This is a genomic window from Melioribacteraceae bacterium (assembly GCA_035362835.1).
GTDB lineage: Bacteria > Bacteroidota > Ignavibacteria > Ignavibacteriales > Melioribacteraceae > DSXH01.
This window is the reverse complement of record DAOSDY010000003.1, coordinates 77,909-94,808: the sequence shown is the minus strand read 5'-3', so window position 1 is coordinate 94,808 and position 16,900 is coordinate 77,909. Positions and strand designations below refer to the sequence as shown.

The following is a 16,900-nucleotide window of genomic DNA, read 5'->3' as shown; positions in this document are numbered from 1 at the left end:
TAAAATTGAATAATTGAGATTCCCGCGGAAAAACTCCCGGGAATCTCAATTTTAGTGATTATTCTACAATTTTTCCTGTTTCCATTTCCCCTGCAATTCTATCTGCTCCGATAATATGCTTAACTATCTGATAGATTGCCTGGGAAGAAAGCGCAACTGACCTGTTTTTCTCGGTAGTATAAATGAAATCGTTTGAAAGCCCTTCCATATTCCCGTCGTGGAGGATTCCGATATATTCAGCCTCTTTATTAATTATGGGGCTTCCGGAGCTGCCGCCTACCGTATCGAATGTACCGACAAAATTGTTCTGTGCGGTTAAGTCGAGATTTCCGTAATTGACCCATCGGGCAGGAAGATCCCACGGCCATTGCTTCTGATGTGAATAGTATCGGTCGTAAAGTCCGTGGAATGTAGTGAACGGAGGAGCTATTGTTCCATTGTATTTATAACCGGAAATCAATCCATCGCTTATTCTGAATGTCCCGGTTGCATCCGGTGCAATTGAAGTTCCGAATACTTCAAAAAGGAGGAGTCCGAGCTGATCCTCAAGAACAGTTTCGGTGTTAATTATTTCCTGAGCCTCTGACTGGAATTTCAATCTTGATTCACGCGTTCCTGCATAATACCTTATGAACGGATCGTTGCTGTTTAAAATGTCATCCGGATTACCCTTTATCAGAGTCAACATAAAATCCTTATCATTTAATTTTGACTCCCGGATCAATTTCTCGGCCATTTTATCACTGTTTAATCCCCCAAAAAATTCTTTAACAACAGGATTATCATTGCCGAGATTAAGTTTAATAAAATCAATAACCATTGCGAGTTTTCTTGTTTCCAGAGGTAAATCTATGGCTGCCGGTAAATTACTAAAAGCCTGCGTTAATCTTTCGGTTCTCATTTCCGCAGGCCTTTGATCTTCAGGAAGTTTCATTGCGTTTGCAAGTTCAACCATATCAAAAGCTCTCTGCAAAAAGATTGAGTTATTCAATCTTGCAAAGGCAGCTCTTTCTCCGGCATGAAGAGAAAGCTCTTTTCTTGTCTTCTCAATTGAATCCCAGATGTGGCCGTATTTCTGTTTTTTAACAGGATCGTTCATCACTACCTTTTTAAGGTCGTTTTCAAATGCCTTTTTCCGCGTCATTAGATACGGATCGAACAAATTCTCTATGAAGCCGTTCTGACGTTTAGCAATATTAGCCGGACCGAACATCAATCCTCTGTAAACATCGGCATTCTCCGGATAGAGTTTAATCATCTCTTCGTAGATCCGGACCATTCCGTTACTCTGGAAAGTATTATTTCTGTAGACAATATCCCGGTTGTATTCAAGCTGTGCAATTGTTTTGAGTCTGTTGGTTGTTCCCGGATAACCGAGTGCAAAAAGAACTTCACCGAGTTTCGGGCCATTGATGTTAAGCTTGAAAAAATTATCGGTCTTTAGCGGTTTACCGTTATTGTCATATACACGAAGTACTGCAAAGTCCGAGTTGTATCTCGGGTATGTATAATTATCCGGATCGCCGCCGTAGAGGCCTACAATCCTTTCTACAAATATAACGGCGCGGACATCTTCGTATCTTTTAAAACCGTAAAGGGAATATTTTCCGCCATGATAAAGAGAGGTTACATTGCAGACCAGTCCGGTTTCTTTTGAATACTTATCCTGTAATTCACGGATCTTAGCATTCTTGAATTCAACTTTTTCATTATCGGACTTGCCTTTATTAATTGCGGCAACTATTTCATCGGTTACATCAACAATAAGAGCAAGCTGCGTAACTGACAGGTTAGGCACTCTCCTTTCATCGGCCAGAGTTTTTGCATAGAAACCGTCCCGCGGTATATTCTCCCCTTCCTTCTGAACCCGCTGCATTATGAAATCAACACAGTGATGGTTTGTAAGGAGAAGCCCGTCCTCGGAAATGAATCCTGCAGAACATCCGCCACCGAACCGGAGAGTTGAAAGACGGATATCATCGAGCCATTCCTGAGATGGTTTGAAACCATAAACCTTGTCAAAATAATCGACAGGCGCATGCTCAAATGTCCACATCTTGCCAATATCGAACTTATCTGCTTTAACCGTATCGGGAATAAATTTCTGCTGAGAAAGTAGAGGGAGGGAAATAATAAAGTAGAGTAAAAATAACTGGAATGAAATTCTTAGAGTTTTGTTCATACGAACCCCCGTTAGTTGAAAGAATACAATTATCAGGGGTAAAAATATATCAGAAGGGTATTAATATCTATTGTCGGGAGCTAATTTCCACATGCAAAAAAGAATAGATATTTTAACAAAGACAAAAAGTGCTATTTACATGTACAGCTCAGGATATAGAAAAGGTTGAATTCTTCTCTCATCCTCGATAGAGCCGTGACAATGGCTGCATTTATTCACATAAAAAATTACAGGCTCTTCTCCTTCGTCAATTGCAAATAGATTTACAATTGTCTGGCAATTTCTGCATTGGACTACATGATGTGTAGTCAGCTTATGTCTGCATTCAGGACATAGAAAGTTGGCTTCAACAAATTCTTCAATAGTTTCGAAATGAAATACGAAACGGCATTTAGAATTGCTGCACTGTGCAAATTTGGACGGAATAGTAGAACTGGTTTCGATATCAACCTCCTCATAGAAAAGCGCACGCAAAATAAACCATGAGATATTCTATTTCTATGCAAAAATTTATCCTTTTTCCAGCCGGCCACCTGATATTGTAATAATAACGGTCAGGTTATCTATCGTGTTCAATAGGGGAATATTCATTATTTTTGATAAATCAATTTTGGAGAATAAATGGAAAGAATTGCTTCTTTCAAAGCTTATGATATAAGAGGGAAAGTGCCTTCGGATTTAAATCCGGAACTGGCTTATAAAGTGGGTAAAATACTAGTAAAATACCTTGATTGTAAATCCGTTGTAATAGGAAGGGATGTAAGAGAATCCTCTCCTGCTCTAGCCGAAGCTTTATCGAATGGAATTACCGATGCCGGCAGTGATGTTTACGATCTGGGCTTATGCGGAACCGAAATGATCTATTTCGGTACCCCATTTTTAAATTCGGATGCCGGTGTAATGATAACCGCCAGCCACAATCCGCCCGAATATAACGGACTTAAGTTTGTTAAAAAAGGTTCAGTTCCCTTGGGATATGATTCGGGATTGAATGAAATTGAAAGAATGATCCTCAATAATGAAATTCCTTCTGATGCACCGGTAAAAGGAAAAGTAATTCAGAAAGATATTATGAGTGAATTTATCGATAGTCTCCAAAAATTTTACAAAAAAGACAAAATAAAACCTCTTAAAGTAGTTGTGAATGCCGGAAACGGATGCGTTGGACCGGCTCTGGACCGGCTCGAAAAAAATCTTCCTATAAGAATGGTGAAAGTATTTCATGAACCGGATTCTAAATTCCCGAACGGTGTTCCGAATCCCCTACTACCCGAAAACCGTCAGCCAACAATCGATGCAATAAAGGAATACAATGCAGACCTGGGAGTTGCATGGGACGGCGATTACGACCGGTGCTTCTTTTTCGATGAGAAAGGAAATTTTATAGAGGGATATTATATCGTTGGCCTGTTAGCCAAATCGATTCTTAAAACGAATCCCGGTGAAAAGATTGTTCACGACCCGCGGCTTACCTGGAACACAATTGAAGTTGTTGAGAAATCGGGCGGTAAGACAGTCGTTTCCAAAAGCGGGCATGCGTTTATAAAACAGAAGATGCGCGAAGTCAATTCGATTTACGGCGGCGAGATGTCGGCTCATCATTATTTCCGCGATAATTACTATTCCGACAGCGGACTGATCCCTTTCCTTTTAATTCTGCAATTAATGTCCGATGAGAATTCAAAACTTTCCGATCTTGTTGAAGAAATGATTAAAGAATATCCGTGTTCAGGCGAGATAAATTCTACCGTCAGTAATGCCAAAGAAAAAATTGAAAAGATCAAAGAGAAGTTTAATGACGGTACTGTTGATGAACTCGACGGATTAAGTGTTGAGTACCCTGATTGGCGGTTTAATATCCGGATGAGCAATACTGAGCCCCTTGTGAGACTAAATGTGGAATCGAGGCAGAATGAAAAACTGATGAATGAAAAGACCGCAGAATTGTTGAATTTGATTCGGAATTAAGCGAATTTCTGATAGTAATTTTTGAATGAACCATAATGATGCATGGTCGTCTAACTACCTGAGAAATCGAAATTTAACATAGAGGAGAAATAAAATGGCTGAACAGGAAAAAGCAATCGACGTAGAAAAACTCTTAAAAAATAAACTTAAATCCGTTAGTGTAGGAACACTCGAAACTTCAATAGCAAAAGTTATCAGCGATCTTTTAGGAGAGGATTATAAGTGTACTATCGGCGAGGTTAAATACACTCTCTTCAGCGGCGCGGATTTTCATGTTAAAGTAGAACTTTCCTACAACCCCGAAAAATAAATTTAATAAGGGGACTCAAATTACACGGTCCCCTATTCTATTTTCCTCAGTTCATCAACAACCCGGTCAATTTCATCAGAAGTATTATAAAAGTGTGGCGAGAATCTTATCATTCCCTCGCGGACGGCACCAAAAATTTTACGCTTAAGAAGTTCCTCATAAATTCTGTTCGCATCCGGATGCCTGAATGTTACAATTCCGGCCAGATTTTTTTCATCAACATCTTTAAGGAACGGATCAATTCCTATTTCTTCGAGTTTCTTAAAAAAATATTTTGTGTTGCTCAAAACCGCCGATTCGATATTTTTCATTCCGGTTCCGGTAAATAATTCGAGTACAGCATCGAAGACAGCAACTCCTAAAGCATTAACTGTTCCGTTCTGGAAACGCTCGGCAGTCTTTTTAAGCTTCAGATCATAATCGAGCAGATTCCACGCGTTCTCTACGGAGGTCCAGCCTACACTGCTCTGAGTTATTCTTTCCTGAAGTTCTTCAGTAACATAAAGGTATGACAAGCCCTGGGATGCCATTAACCATTTTTGAGTCCCCCCGCAGAGAAAATCGACTTTTGATTTTATAACATCGATACCTACGACACCAGTCGCCTGAATGGCATCTACACTGAAGATTATACCTCTGCTTCTGCAAAAATCCCCTAACAGTTCGATATCGGTCCGGTACCCGGATAAAAACTGAACTAGGCTGATCGATATAATCCTTGTCCTGGGAGTTACAGCTCTAATAATTTCATCTGTATCAACAATTCCGTTCTTCGATTTAATGATATCAATTTCAACTCCGGATTGTTTCAGATTAAGGAAAGGATATACATTCGAGGGAAATTCTATATCGTTAATTACAACCCGGTCGCCTGTTTTCCAATTTAAACCGCTCGCAAGTATGTTCAAACCGTTAGATACATTGTCTATCCATGCAATACGATCTGTTTCAGAGCCGATAATCAGGCTTAACTTTTCTTTAGCGCCGGAACTCCAATTTAAAAAAGAAGAGTAATTCTCAACCCTCTCCCCGCTTCTATCCTTCATATATTCCGAGATTCGATCGAGTACAAGCGAACACCAGGGACCGATTGCCGCATGATTGAAATAGATCTGACCTGTTTTAAGATGGGGGAAAAGCTCTCTTACATTACTATTTATCATTTTCCGCTTCCACTCTAAAATTTTCAAAATTTCCTTCGATAATATAATTAGAAACTGGTAAACCATAGAATGAACAAAATATTTGAAATAGCATCAGCATTTTACGGAGTATTCATACCGAAGAAAGATCAGAAATCTTTTATAAACCTTGTCGTTGACTACCTGAATGAAAGATATTCAATTGAAACGGCAATCGGTATGGCATTACAAAAACTCCACTTAAACTAAGGCTTTGCTTGCAGGCAATAGAGCCGGGGCTGGATCAACCCCTTTCAGCTCCGGCATCCCCGAAACAGCAGCTTAAATTGCGGTCGTACACTTACAAATTCCGCAGACTCTTAGAACTAATCCCGCATTAATAACATTTTGTTTTAAATAAAAATATTTTATTTTCTTTTAGTACTAAAATGTCCTGCCCGGACTAGGATAAGTTTATGACAAATGAAATAAACTTCCGCGGCCTATTCAATTCCATCAATTTTCTTTTGGCATTTTCTCTTATACTGTTTATTCCGGTCAACAACAACTCGCAGGTTGTGAGAGGTAGAGTGATTGAATCGGGGACAGAAAAACCAGTTGAAGATGTGTTCATCTATTTAATGCCGACAGTAAAAACAATTTCAACCTTCCGTGTAAGTGACAGTACCGGCTTTTTCATTTTCACAAATCCGAAATACAGAAGCTTTTATATCAAAACGACTCGATACGGCTATAAAGATTTTCTGGTGGGTAAACTGCTCATACCTAAGACAGATACTCTAGATATTTTAATTGTTATGGAGGCTGTTCCTATTCTTCTTGCTGAAATTGAAGTAAAGGGGAAGAAAGCATTTGAGAATTACGACTCTGATTTAGACAAAGTCGGATTTTATAACAGAAGGGTCTTTGGAAACGGTAGATTTTTTACACGGGAGGAATTTAAAAACAGAAGTGTAAATAATGCCGGAGAACTACTAAGAGGAATTCCCGGACTTCTTGTTACACAAACTCCGTTTGGTTCTTCTATAAATACCACTCGCAGTTTCGGATTACATGATTTTTTCGGAAATGTTATTGTTTATCTAGATGGATTGCTGTTAAGCGAACAAGGAAACGCTCTTGGAATTCTTGATATGATTTCACCCAACAACATAAAAGCCGTTGAATACTATAAATCAGGTATTCATGCGCCCTATCAGTTCAGCAGGGGAAAAGCCGGCGGTGTTCTTTTATTATGGACTGGCAGATAGAATAAACGGAATAGATATGAAAAGTACTTTCCTTTTTATAATCAGTTGTTTATGTGCGTTGCTGATTTTCAGCTCTACCTCACACTCACAAACAATAATAGGCCGGTCATTTGATCTGACATCGAAGGAGCCGGTAGGAGATGTTATTATTTTTCTAAAACCCTCCAAGGAAAAAATATCGGCTATTCAATCAACAGGCGCTGACGGAATTTTCATATTTCCGCAGGTACGACTGAAAGATTTTATTCTTGAGACCAAACGTATCGGTTATCACGACAAAATAATCGAGCACCTTTTCATACCGGCAGGTGATACACTCGAAATTGAGATCGGATTACTTCCGAACTCTGTGGTTCTGGGTGAGGTTACTGTAACAGGCGAGAGACGGGATATGGAACTTGATGCTATCGGATTCTATAAACGAAAACTGGAGAGTCCGGGCAAATTTTATTCGGTAGAAGAACTTAAGCCGATGGGAAAGAATTCTATGAGAGATTTCCTAACGAACATTCCCGGAATAACATATGTGCATAACGATAATGAGTTCTACTTTAAAAGATACGAGAGTTTTAATCAACCGATAATGTTTTACCTTGATGGGGTTCTTATAAATCAGGATTTCACCGCTCCGCCAAACCGTTCAATACTTGGGGGAAAAAAGTTTAACCCTGTAGAGAAAGCTCCAAATCCGGTGGAATTAATAAATCCTCACACAATAAAAGCTATCGAGGTTTACGAACAAAGTATTGATGCCCCTTATCGGTTCAGCAGGGGTAAAACCGGCGGTGTTGTACTGATATGGACAGGGAATTAGAGATATAAAAATGGACCTTGAAATTCCGATTGGCTTTCAAGGTCCACCAAAGAAACAATTTATTTATTATCGAGAAGCGCCTCTATCTGATCCATTACATTGTTCATCTTTGCAATAGCAAGGTCGAAGGCTTCGGAACTTAACGGATCGAGGTCCGCTTTTTTAATCAGCTCAATCGGGTAATCCGAGCTGCCGCCGTTCAGAATATTATAAAATTTATCAACGGCGCTCTGACCTTCGTTCAGAATTTTTTCGGCAAACGCAGTTGCATAAATCAGCGAAGTGGAATACTGATAAACATAATATGTATATCCTACAAAATGATGAATAAACGCCCACTCAAATGCTACATAATCCGGAACAACGCAGACACTGTTATCGTGCCCGTAATATTTTTTAACAATGTCGTAATAAATGCTGCTCATCTCTTCGCCAGTGAGCGGTTCACCGTTTTCAACCTTTTTATGAATTTCCCATTCAAATTCAGCAAATGAAACCTGTCTGAATATAGTAGCCCGCATCAAATCGAGGAAAGTGCCGAGAAGATACAATTTCTCCTCTCTGCTCTTTGCGTTAGCCACCATATAATTGTTTAGAAGGTTTTCATTAATTGTTGATGCAATCTCGGCAACGAATGTAGCATATTGCGCATTTACGAATGGCTGATGTTTGTTCGAGAAATAACTGTGCATAGTATGCCCGAGTTCGTGCGCAAGTGTGGAAACCGATTCAAAATCGTCTGTCCAGTTCATCATTATAAAGGGATGATAGTCGAAAGCAGCACCGGATGAATAGGCTCCGCTTCGTTTTCCGTTTGTAGCAACGTAATCGATCCACCGGTCATCAAAAGATTTTTTAACGGTGGTTACATACTCCTCTCCGAGAGGTTTAAAGACTTCAAGAAGAAGTTGCTGCCCTTCTTCTATTGAGTATTTAAATTCTACATCTTTTACCATAGGAGCATAAAGATCGTAATAATAGAGCTGATCCAAACCAAGCATGCGCGCTTTTAATTTCAGAAAACGGTGAAGCGTAGGAAGATTTTTATTTATCTGATTTATCAGATTCTCATAAACACTTGCCGGAATTTTGTTCGCATCGAGAGATTGTTCAAGTACCGACTTGTATTTCCTGTTTTTTGCGTAGAAGTAATCGGCTCTAACTTTACCAGCCAGGTTAGCGCCGAAAGTATTCTGAAATTTTTTATAACCTTCGTTGAACATAGCCGCCATTACATTCTCACGGTCTTTTCTATTGGAAGAGGCACGGTATTTAGAGTATCCCGCGGCGCTCAATTCAACTTCTTCATCCGTTGAAAGTTTTACTTTTGGATTCGGTTTCTCGGCATTGTCGAAAATTGAATGGACTTCATTCATTGTTGTGGTAATCAAACCGGCACTGGCAAGTATCTCCTCTTCTCTTTCAGTTAAAGTATGTTCTTTCAATCTGAGAATCTCATTCACAAAAAACTGAAATTCTGCCAGTTCCTTCTTCTGATTAAAAAAAGATTTTATCTTCTCCTGATCGATCTTCAGGATTTCAGGACTTAGAAATGAAGCAGCCTCGCCGAACTGTGTTCCAAGTGTAGTCGCCTCCTGATTTAAAGATTGATTAGCCCCGATCCGTAAATCCTCGTCTGCTACTCTGAAGGCATAATCGGAAAGTTTATAATAAAGTTTGTATGTATCGAAGTAAGTTCTTAAGGCATTATAGAAAACATCGGCGCTATTGCCAAGCTGCCCTTTAAATGATTTAAGTTCGCCGATCTGTTTTTCTATAAGAGATTTATCTTTCTGCCATTCGCCGGAATTTTTATAGAGAACGGAATTATCCCACTTAAATTTAACGGGAACGTCTTTCCTCTCCAGGTTTTGCGCAAATGAATTAGTCATTAAACACACCATAATTAAAATGAAAATATATTTTGAATTCATCATTCCCCCATAGATTAAATGAGCGGGGAAAAAATAGATAAAAAAAGGTATCGGAATCCATATCAGTTGCCATTATTACAATCCTAAAAAAATACCCCCGCAGATGCGGGGGTTATTAATATTCATAAATGAAAAAGAAATATTTATTCTTCTTTTTTAGCTCTCAATGAATCCCAGATCATATAAACAGCAATCATACTGAGCATAATTAACGCGACCAATTCGGCTGCATGCGTTTCCTGCCATTCAGTATGAACCCAGTTATACCCGGCATAACGCAATATCGCGCTGATAACACCAAAGAGTGCGCCGCCTGCGATAAAACCGGAAGCAATCAAAGTTCCTCTTTCCCTTCTGGCCGTGTTGAGTTTATCATCCTTACTTCTTGTAGAAACGAAATGAGCAATCAATCCGCCGAATAAGAGAGGCATATTTAATTCCATCGGTATGTACATACCGAGAGCGAATGCGAGGGCAGGAACTTTAAGTACTGTTAAGATTAACGCAAGGAATGCGCCTCCAAGGTATAACACCCAGGGTGCAGGCTGATTGGACATTAGAGGCTGAATTACAGCCGCCATGGCATTCGCCTGAGGGGCTACAAGAGCATTATCGCCTGTAAATCCGTAGGTTTCGTTGAGTATCATAATTATCCATGCAACCGTTGCGGCGGAAAAAATTGTTCCTACAAATTTCCATCTTTCCTGTTTATAAGGCGAAGAACCAAGCCAGTAGCCGATTTTAAGATCTGTAATAAACGCACCTGCCTGCGATAGTGCTGTACAAACAACACCGCCGATTATCAGTGCGGAAACCATTCCTGCCGGACCGCTTAATCCCACCGAAACAAGAACTGCCGACGAAAGTATCAGTGTCATAAGTGTCATTCCGCTTACCGGATTGGTGCCTACAATCGCAATAGCTGTAGCCGCAACCGTCGTAAACAGAAATGAAATTATAAGTACTATCACTAATCCTACCAGTGCCTGAAACAGATTATTAACAACGCCGAAGAGGAAAAATACAAATACAAGTGCAGCTACAACTACAATTCCGATAAATATTATTTTCATCGGAAGGTCCTTCTGTGTCCTGATATTATTTTCGTTAACCTTTTTACCGAACAATTCCTGGAAGCCGAGGGAGAAAGCTTTCTTAATTATGCCCGATGATCTGATAATACCGATCAATCCGGCCATAGCTATTCCGCCAATACCAATATGCCGGACGTAGGATCTGAAGATCTGTTCGGCCGACATTTCATTAATAAGAAGTGAAATATTAGATCCTACAGGTTCAACAATATACTGTCCGAAATAGGCAACTATAGGGACCAGAACAAACCAGGATAGAAATGAACCCGCTGCAATTATGGCTGAATACTTAAGACCAATTATATAACCAAGTCCTAAAATCGCGGTGCTAGAACTAACACGGAATTCAAGCTTTAACTTATCTGCGAGTGTCTGACCAATGCCGACAACTTTGGTAGTAATCACTTCACTCCACCAGCCAAAAGCAGCCACAATAAAATCATATATACCGCCGATCAAACCGGCAACAACCAGAACAAATGCCTGCCCTCCTCCCTTCTCGCCTGCTACAAGAACCTCGGTTGTGGCAGTAGCTTCGGGGAATGGAAATTTACCGTGCATTTCCGAAACAAAATATTTTCTGAACGGGACTAAAAAAAGTATTCCGAGAAATCCGCCGAGCAGTGAAGCGAAGAAGATTTGATAGAAGTCGGCTTCCAGATTCAATATGTAAAGAGCCGGTATCGTAAAAATAGCACCGGCTACAATTGTACCCGATGTTGCCCCGATCGATTGAATAATTACATTCTGTCCGAGAGCTCCTTTTTTCTTAAAAGCAGCAGATAAACCTACGGCAAGGATTGCTATCGGAATTGCAGCTTCGAAGACCTGGCCGATTTTCAAACCAAGGTAAGCGGCAGCAGCAGTAAAAATAATTGCCATAATAATACCGGTAATAACCGAGTAAGGAGTAACCTCCGGGTATTCACTGTTAGGTGACAATACAGGAATATATTCTTCACCCGGTTTTAATTCAGAATACGCATTGTGCGGCAATCCGGTTGTTGTTGGTTTTTCGTGTGAACTCATTTTAGCTCCTGAATTAATAGGATTAGAATTCTACTATTTATGATTTTCCAATTTGCTGTAATCCAATTCGCTGCCTAAAACGCTATGGGGAATCAGAAACACAATCATCATTACTATTGCTGCAATTAATACCCAAAGCTTGGGATTCGGCGATTTTTTGATTTTATACCAGGCAAAGATCCATACAAGAGCTGCGATAAGTGTTTTATTATCGGTAAGATCGTATCCGAACGGAAATCCTGTCCACAATGCGCCGAATGCATAAAGCTGAACGAGCGGGCCTAAGATAAACCCCCCGATCAGAAGAAATCCGAGTGTCCATGAAGTAAGTTTTATAAAATCAGGTTCCCTGTTAAAAAACTCGAGTCCGGTTCTTGTTGAAAGAAGCATTGCCCCGAACATAAAAATAACGTGAGGAATGAGAAGCCAGGCCGGCACTACATCCTTAAAACGGATTACGACAGCTCTATCATTCGGAGCGTCGATTATTTCACTACCCTTTTCCAGCTCTACATAATATTCCAATTTACCGGCAGAAGGCTGCTTTGGAAGAAATGCCGTTAGCGTATCACCGCCTGTCATCTCAACACGATTATATTCTTTGTCGTATTTGTATTTCCTCCAGTACAATGTGCCGGAAATTGAATTATCGTTTACAACTATATCAACCCTGCAATCCCTTACTGTTTCTTCACTTCTCATAAATTTATATTTAATCTCTTTCCCATCGAATTTAATTTTGCCGGAGAGAGGATATGTAGGGCCTGTCATTCTTTGAAAGACCGCGGAAGAGGCTGTGATGATAAATGCAATTATCCAGAAGAGGATGATTTTTTTCATAAATAATTCGGAGTTATTGGTAAAATATGCCGAAACATAGGAAATGTTCCTCTTTTGAACAACGATTTTCGGAAGTCATTCTAAAGTATCAGGATTCATAAATATGAATCTGGATTTAAACAAGATCCGCTCCTGGTTTTAAATTCTATCTTCTCAGGTTCTATTGAAGCATTTATTGTGCTTATTATTATAGCGTTTAAAATGTTTGCACCAGACGGCCAATTCCTTTCTGCACGCACCAATTGAGGCCGGAGAACCGAATGAAGCATATTTGCATGAATAATCGCAGAACAGAGGGTATTCAAATTTTTCTTTATTTCTACTACCGGGTTTCATTTCCTGCAGGAGTTTAATAACAAACTTTATTATTTTTGATGCGGTTCAAATCTAATCAAAAAAGGTGACGTTTTGGAGAGAGAAAAATTTTTTTCCGAATCTTTGAAAGAAAGTTCTGAAGTTAAGTTAGCGATTGAAAAGAAATGTAAATCGGACGTTTTTAAAGCCGCCGATATTCTGATTGAATCCTACAGGAACGGAAAAAAAGTTCTGCTCTGCGGTAACGGCGGAAGCGCAGCAGACTGCCAGCACATTGCTACAGAACTGATGATCAGATTAAGTCACGATGTAAAACGTCCCGCCCTGCCTGCAATAGCGTTAACCACAGATACATCCAATCTTACAGCCGGCGGAAATGATATCGGTTTCGAAAATGTTTTTGCCCGGAGTATTGAAGGACTTGGCAATGAAGGCGATATTCTAATAGCGATTTCAACAAGCGGCAATTCGGGGAATATTATAAAGGCTGTTGAAAAAGCACATGAGAAAAAGATGATTGTGATCGGTTTTCTTGGTGGCTCCGGCGGAAAACTGAAAGGAATGGCTGATTTACCAATATTAATCCCTTCAAATAATACCCAGCGGATACAGGAAGGCCATATTACAATAGCACATATTATCTGCGAGATTGTGGAAAGGGAAATATTCAATTAGGGTTTGGTAACCGGTTTTATCTAATCTCGTTGAGTATTTAAAATCTCGTCGCCGCATCTATAAAAATCTATACTATTTTTTTATTTTAGCATTGAATATTAATAAACTTAGGTACAATACCATGACTGCAAATTTCGACATGATAAAGGGAGTTTACTCGCAAATCCGTAAGAAAATCGAGAATGCGCGTAAGGTTGTAGGGCGTCCGATGACTTACGCAGAAAAAGTTTTATATGCACATCTATGGGATCCGGCTAAATCACCAATGCAAAGAGGAAAAGACTTTGCGGATTTCAGGCTCGACCGGGTAGCAATGCAGGATGCAACTGCGCAAATGGCATTATTACAGTTTATGCATGCCGGAAGAAAAAATTCCGCTGTTCCCGCAACCGCTCATGCCGATCACCTTATTGTTGCTCAGAGCGGATCGGAAGAGGATTTAAAGAGAGCTATTGAGGAGAACAAAGAGGTTTATGAATTTCTTGAAAGCATCTGCAAAAAATACGGTGTCGGGTTCTGGCGGCCGGGTGCGGGTATAATTCATCAGGTTATCTTAGAGAATTATGCTTTCCCGGGCGGAATGATGATCGGTTCCGATTCGCATACTCCTAATGCCGGCGGACTGGGAATGATTGCCATTGGAGTAGGCGGTGCGGACGTTGTGGATGTTATGGCCGGAATGCCTTGGGAATTAAAATGGCCAAAGCTGATCGGTGTGAAACTGACAGGAAAGCTTTCCGGATGGACTTCCCCGAAAGATGTAATTCTAAAAGTTGCCGGATTGCTGACCGTTAAAGGCGGAACCGGTGCCATTGTCGAATATTTTGGAGACGGGGCAAAATCAATTTCTTGTACTGGCAAAGGGACAATTTGCAACATGGGTGCCGAGATCGGCGCAACCACTTCAATCTTCGCTTTCGATGAAAGCATGTCCCGTTACCTAAGAAAAACAGACCGGGCCGATGTGGCAGAACTCGCGGAGAAATTAGCTGACGTTTTAAAAGCCGATGATGAAGTATATGCGAATCCGGAACTCTACTTCGACCAGCTGATAGAAATAAACCTCAATGAATTAGAGCCTCACATTAATGGACCGTTTACACCGGATCTCGCTCATCCGGTTTCCGGAATGAAAGAAGCTGTTGTTCAGAATAATTACCCGGATAAGATAAGCGTTGCATTGATTGGAAGCTGTACCAATTCAAGCTACGAGGATATCGACCGCTCTGCAAATATTGCTCGTCAGGCATTATCTAAAGGACTTAAAGCAAAAGCCCAATTTACAATTACTCCGGGTTCGGAACAGGTACGTGCTACTATCCAGAGAGACGGACAGCTGCAGACTCTTACAGAATTCGGTGGACAGGTTCTGGCAAACGCGTGCGGACCATGCATAGGCATGTGGAAAAGAATGGATATCAAAACCGGCGAACGTAATACAATTATTAATTCGTTCAACAGAAATTTTGCAAAGAGAAATGATAACAACCCGGAAACACTGTCGTTTGTTGCCAGTCCGGAAATAGTGACTGCACTAGCCATATCAGGGTCATTATCATTCAATCCGGAAACAGATTATCTTGTTAACGAAAAAGGAGAACAGGTTAAACTCGATCCTCCCTTCGGCGACGAACTTCCGATGAGAGGATTTGAAAAGGATACAAAGGGCTTCCTCGCACCTGTTAAAGATGGATTCAAGACAGAAGTTAAGATCGATCCGGGTAGCGAGCGTCTTCAGTTTCTTGAACCTTTCAAACCCTGGGACGGCAAAGATTTTACGTCTTTAGCTTTACTTCTCAAGGTAAAAGGGAAATGCACTACAGATCATATTTCACCGGCAGGAAGCTGGCTTAAATACCGCGGACATCTGGATAACATCTCAAAAAATATGTTCCTCGGCGCTATAAACGCATTTAACGGAAATGCCGGCGAAGCAAAGAATCAGCTTAACGAATTTTATCAGCCCGTTCACGAAGTTGCAAGAGAGTATAAAGAACAGGGAATCGGATGGATTGTAGTAGGCGACGAAAATTACGGCGAGGGATCCTCCCGCGAACATGCCGCTATGGAACCGAGATTCCTGGGCGGGAAGGCAATTATTACAAAGTCTTTCGCGCGTATTCACGAAACAAACCTCAAAAAACAGGGAATGCTTCCGTTAACATTCGCAGATCCGAGCGACTACGATAAAATAAAGGAGGATGATACTTTCGACCTGGTTGGTTTAAAGCAATTTGCGCCCGGCAAACAACTGAAGATGGTTGTTAAACATATCGGCGGCACAACCGATGAAATTTGGCTCAATCATTCTTTCAATGCAGGACAGATAGAATGGTTCAAAGCCGGAGGCGCATTGAATCTTATTGCATCCAGCATGAAGAAGAAAGTTGTTAAGAAAAAATCGCCTGCTAAAAAGAAAGTGGTTAAAGAAAAGAGGAAAGTGAAAAAAGAAAGAAAAATTGTTAAGAAAAAGATCGCAAAGAAAAGTGTAAAACCTAAAAAGAAAACTGCAGTTAAAAAGCCGGTTAAGAAAATAATCCGTAAGCCGGCAAAAAAGGTTGCTGGGAAATCGGTTGCTAAAAAAGTAGTTAAAAAGAAAAGCAGCAAAAAAAGGTAATTTACTAAACAGCGGGAGGCTCGAATTCTAGTTCTTATGTACGGTCTCCCGCTTATGATCTTTTCCGATTACGATTTTACAATCTATTAATCCCTCTTCCAAACAATCTTATCCCCCTCTTTAATTCCGTATTTATCCGTATAACCACCTATCACTTCAACCACGTAAATTGCAGGTTTACCCGATGGAAGGGAAACTTCAGAATATGGCTCTGTATTCTTGTAGATCTTCACAATTTCATTCCGTGAATTGACATAGAGAATATCCAGGGAAAGAATTGTATTCTTCATCCAGAAAGCCTGTATAGTTTCGTAAGGGAAAATGAAGAGCATTCCGTTATCTTCCTTCATAGTGCGGCGCATCATAAGTCCCAATTCTCTTTGCTGATCGTCGTCCGCAATCTCGATATCGATTCTGGTAATAGTATCGCCATTGTTGCCTGTAAAGACAAGCTCGCCTTCTTTTTGAAATGTGTAGGGTGTTTTATTTTTCATTGCTCTCTCTAAATCGCTGTTTGTTTCCGCCGGTTTATTGAGTATAAAATTTGAAAGGACAAAATATATTACGAATCCAAGAAGTAATGCTATCACAGTAATCTGAACAAACAGATTTTTCTTCCTTTCAGCGCCTTTATTTTTTTTAACTTTTTGTTTAGTCATTTAACCACCTTAAATTTGTCGGCATAGTTTACTCTTTTCTATTCTCAGAAATCTTGCAAAGTTGCATGTGA

The 16,900-nt window shown here is 40.2% G+C and carries 14 protein-coding genes; 7 read left to right on the top strand and 7 right to left on the bottom strand.

Annotation, left to right across the window (positions count from 1 at the left end; genetic code table 11):
• Nucleotides 1-58: 58 nt before the first annotated feature.
• Together PLZ15_11585 and PLZ15_11580 are read right to left on the bottom strand one after the other, a co-directional pair.
• Nucleotides 59-2,182 (bottom strand): S46 family peptidase, encoded by a 2,124-nt coding sequence (locus PLZ15_11585; GenBank protein HOI30387.1) that lies wholly within the window; start codon nt 2,180-2,182, stop codon nt 59-61.
• A gap of 135 nt (nt 2,183-2,317) precedes the next feature.
• Nucleotides 2,318-2,656, bottom strand: coding sequence for a hypothetical protein (locus PLZ15_11580; protein ID HOI30386.1), 339 nt, complete (start codon nt 2,654-2,656; stop codon nt 2,318-2,320).
• A gap of 147 nt (nt 2,657-2,803) precedes the next feature.
• Between PLZ15_11580 and PLZ15_11575 the strand changes: the two genes are divergently transcribed.
• Entirely contained in the window at nt 2,804-4,150 is a 1,347-nt protein-coding gene (locus PLZ15_11575) for a phosphomannomutase/phosphoglucomutase (protein ID HOI30385.1), read from the top strand.
• Nucleotides 4,151-4,244: 94 nt separating this feature from the next.
• On the top strand, nt 4,245-4,460 hold the full coding sequence (locus PLZ15_11570) for a hypothetical protein (GenBank protein HOI30384.1): 216 nt from the start codon (nt 4,245-4,247) through the stop codon (nt 4,458-4,460).
• Between the two features lie 32 nt (nt 4,461-4,492).
• On the opposite strand, the gene PLZ15_11565 is transcribed toward PLZ15_11570, so the two are convergent.
• Nucleotides 4,493-5,623, bottom strand: coding sequence for an aminotransferase class V-fold PLP-dependent enzyme (locus PLZ15_11565; protein HOI30383.1), 1,131 nt, complete (start codon nt 5,621-5,623; stop codon nt 4,493-4,495).
• A 69-nt stretch (nt 5,624-5,692) separates the two neighbouring features.
• Here PLZ15_11565 and PLZ15_11560 point away from each other — a divergent pair, with 69 nt between their 5' ends.
• The 3 genes from PLZ15_11560 to PLZ15_11550 all read left to right on the top strand — a co-directional run bounded on the left by PLZ15_11560 (nt 5,693) and on the right by PLZ15_11550 (nt 7,666).
• Nucleotides 5,693-5,851: a hypothetical protein gene (locus tag PLZ15_11560; protein HOI30382.1), complete on the top strand. Its 159-nt coding sequence runs from the start codon at nt 5,693-5,695 to the stop codon at nt 5,849-5,851.
• A 206-nt stretch (nt 5,852-6,057) separates the two neighbouring features.
• Nucleotides 6,058-6,852, top strand: a complete 795-nt coding sequence (locus tag PLZ15_11555; GenBank protein ID HOI30381.1) for a TonB-dependent receptor plug domain-containing protein — start codon at nt 6,058-6,060, stop codon at nt 6,850-6,852.
• 16 nt (nt 6,853-6,868) lie between these two features.
• The gene (locus tag PLZ15_11550) at nt 6,869-7,666 is read left to right on the top strand and encodes a hypothetical protein (GenBank protein ID HOI30380.1); all 798 of its coding nucleotides are present in this window, start codon (nt 6,869-6,871) and stop codon (nt 7,664-7,666) included.
• Between the two features lie 59 nt (nt 7,667-7,725).
• On the opposite strand, the gene pepF is transcribed toward PLZ15_11550, so the two are convergent.
• From pepF to PLZ15_11535, 3 genes are all read right to left on the bottom strand, one after another.
• Nucleotides 7,726-9,558 (bottom strand): oligoendopeptidase F, encoded by a 1,833-nt coding sequence (pepF, locus tag PLZ15_11545; GenBank protein ID HOI30379.1) that lies wholly within the window; start codon nt 9,556-9,558, stop codon nt 7,726-7,728.
• Between the two features lie 185 nt (nt 9,559-9,743).
• Nucleotides 9,744-11,723 (bottom strand): oligopeptide transporter, OPT family, encoded by a 1,980-nt coding sequence (locus tag PLZ15_11540; protein HOI30378.1) that lies wholly within the window; start codon nt 11,721-11,723, stop codon nt 9,744-9,746.
• Nucleotides 11,724-11,756: 33 nt separating this feature from the next.
• The gene (locus tag PLZ15_11535) at nt 11,757-12,563 is read right to left on the bottom strand and encodes a hypothetical protein (GenBank protein ID HOI30377.1); all 807 of its coding nucleotides are present in this window, start codon (nt 12,561-12,563) and stop codon (nt 11,757-11,759) included.
• Between the two features lie 408 nt (nt 12,564-12,971).
• On the opposite strand from PLZ15_11535, the gene PLZ15_11530 reads away from it, so the two are divergent.
• Both PLZ15_11530 and PLZ15_11525 read left to right on the top strand, forming a co-directional pair.
• On the top strand, nt 12,972-13,553 hold the full coding sequence (locus PLZ15_11530; protein HOI30376.1) for an SIS domain-containing protein: 582 nt from the start codon (nt 12,972-12,974) through the stop codon (nt 13,551-13,553).
• Nucleotides 13,554-13,674: 121 nt separating this feature from the next.
• Nucleotides 13,675-16,170 (top strand): aconitate hydratase, encoded by a 2,496-nt coding sequence (locus tag PLZ15_11525; GenBank protein HOI30375.1) that lies wholly within the window; start codon nt 13,675-13,677, stop codon nt 16,168-16,170.
• Nucleotides 16,171-16,256: 86 nt separating this feature from the next.
• Here the strand turns inward: PLZ15_11525 and PLZ15_11520 are convergent, their stop codons facing one another.
• A complete protein-coding gene (locus PLZ15_11520) occupies nt 16,257-16,829 on the bottom strand; it encodes a DUF192 domain-containing protein (GenBank protein HOI30374.1) in 573 nt (190 codons plus the stop codon).
• Between the last annotated feature and the right edge of the window lie 71 nt (nt 16,830-16,900).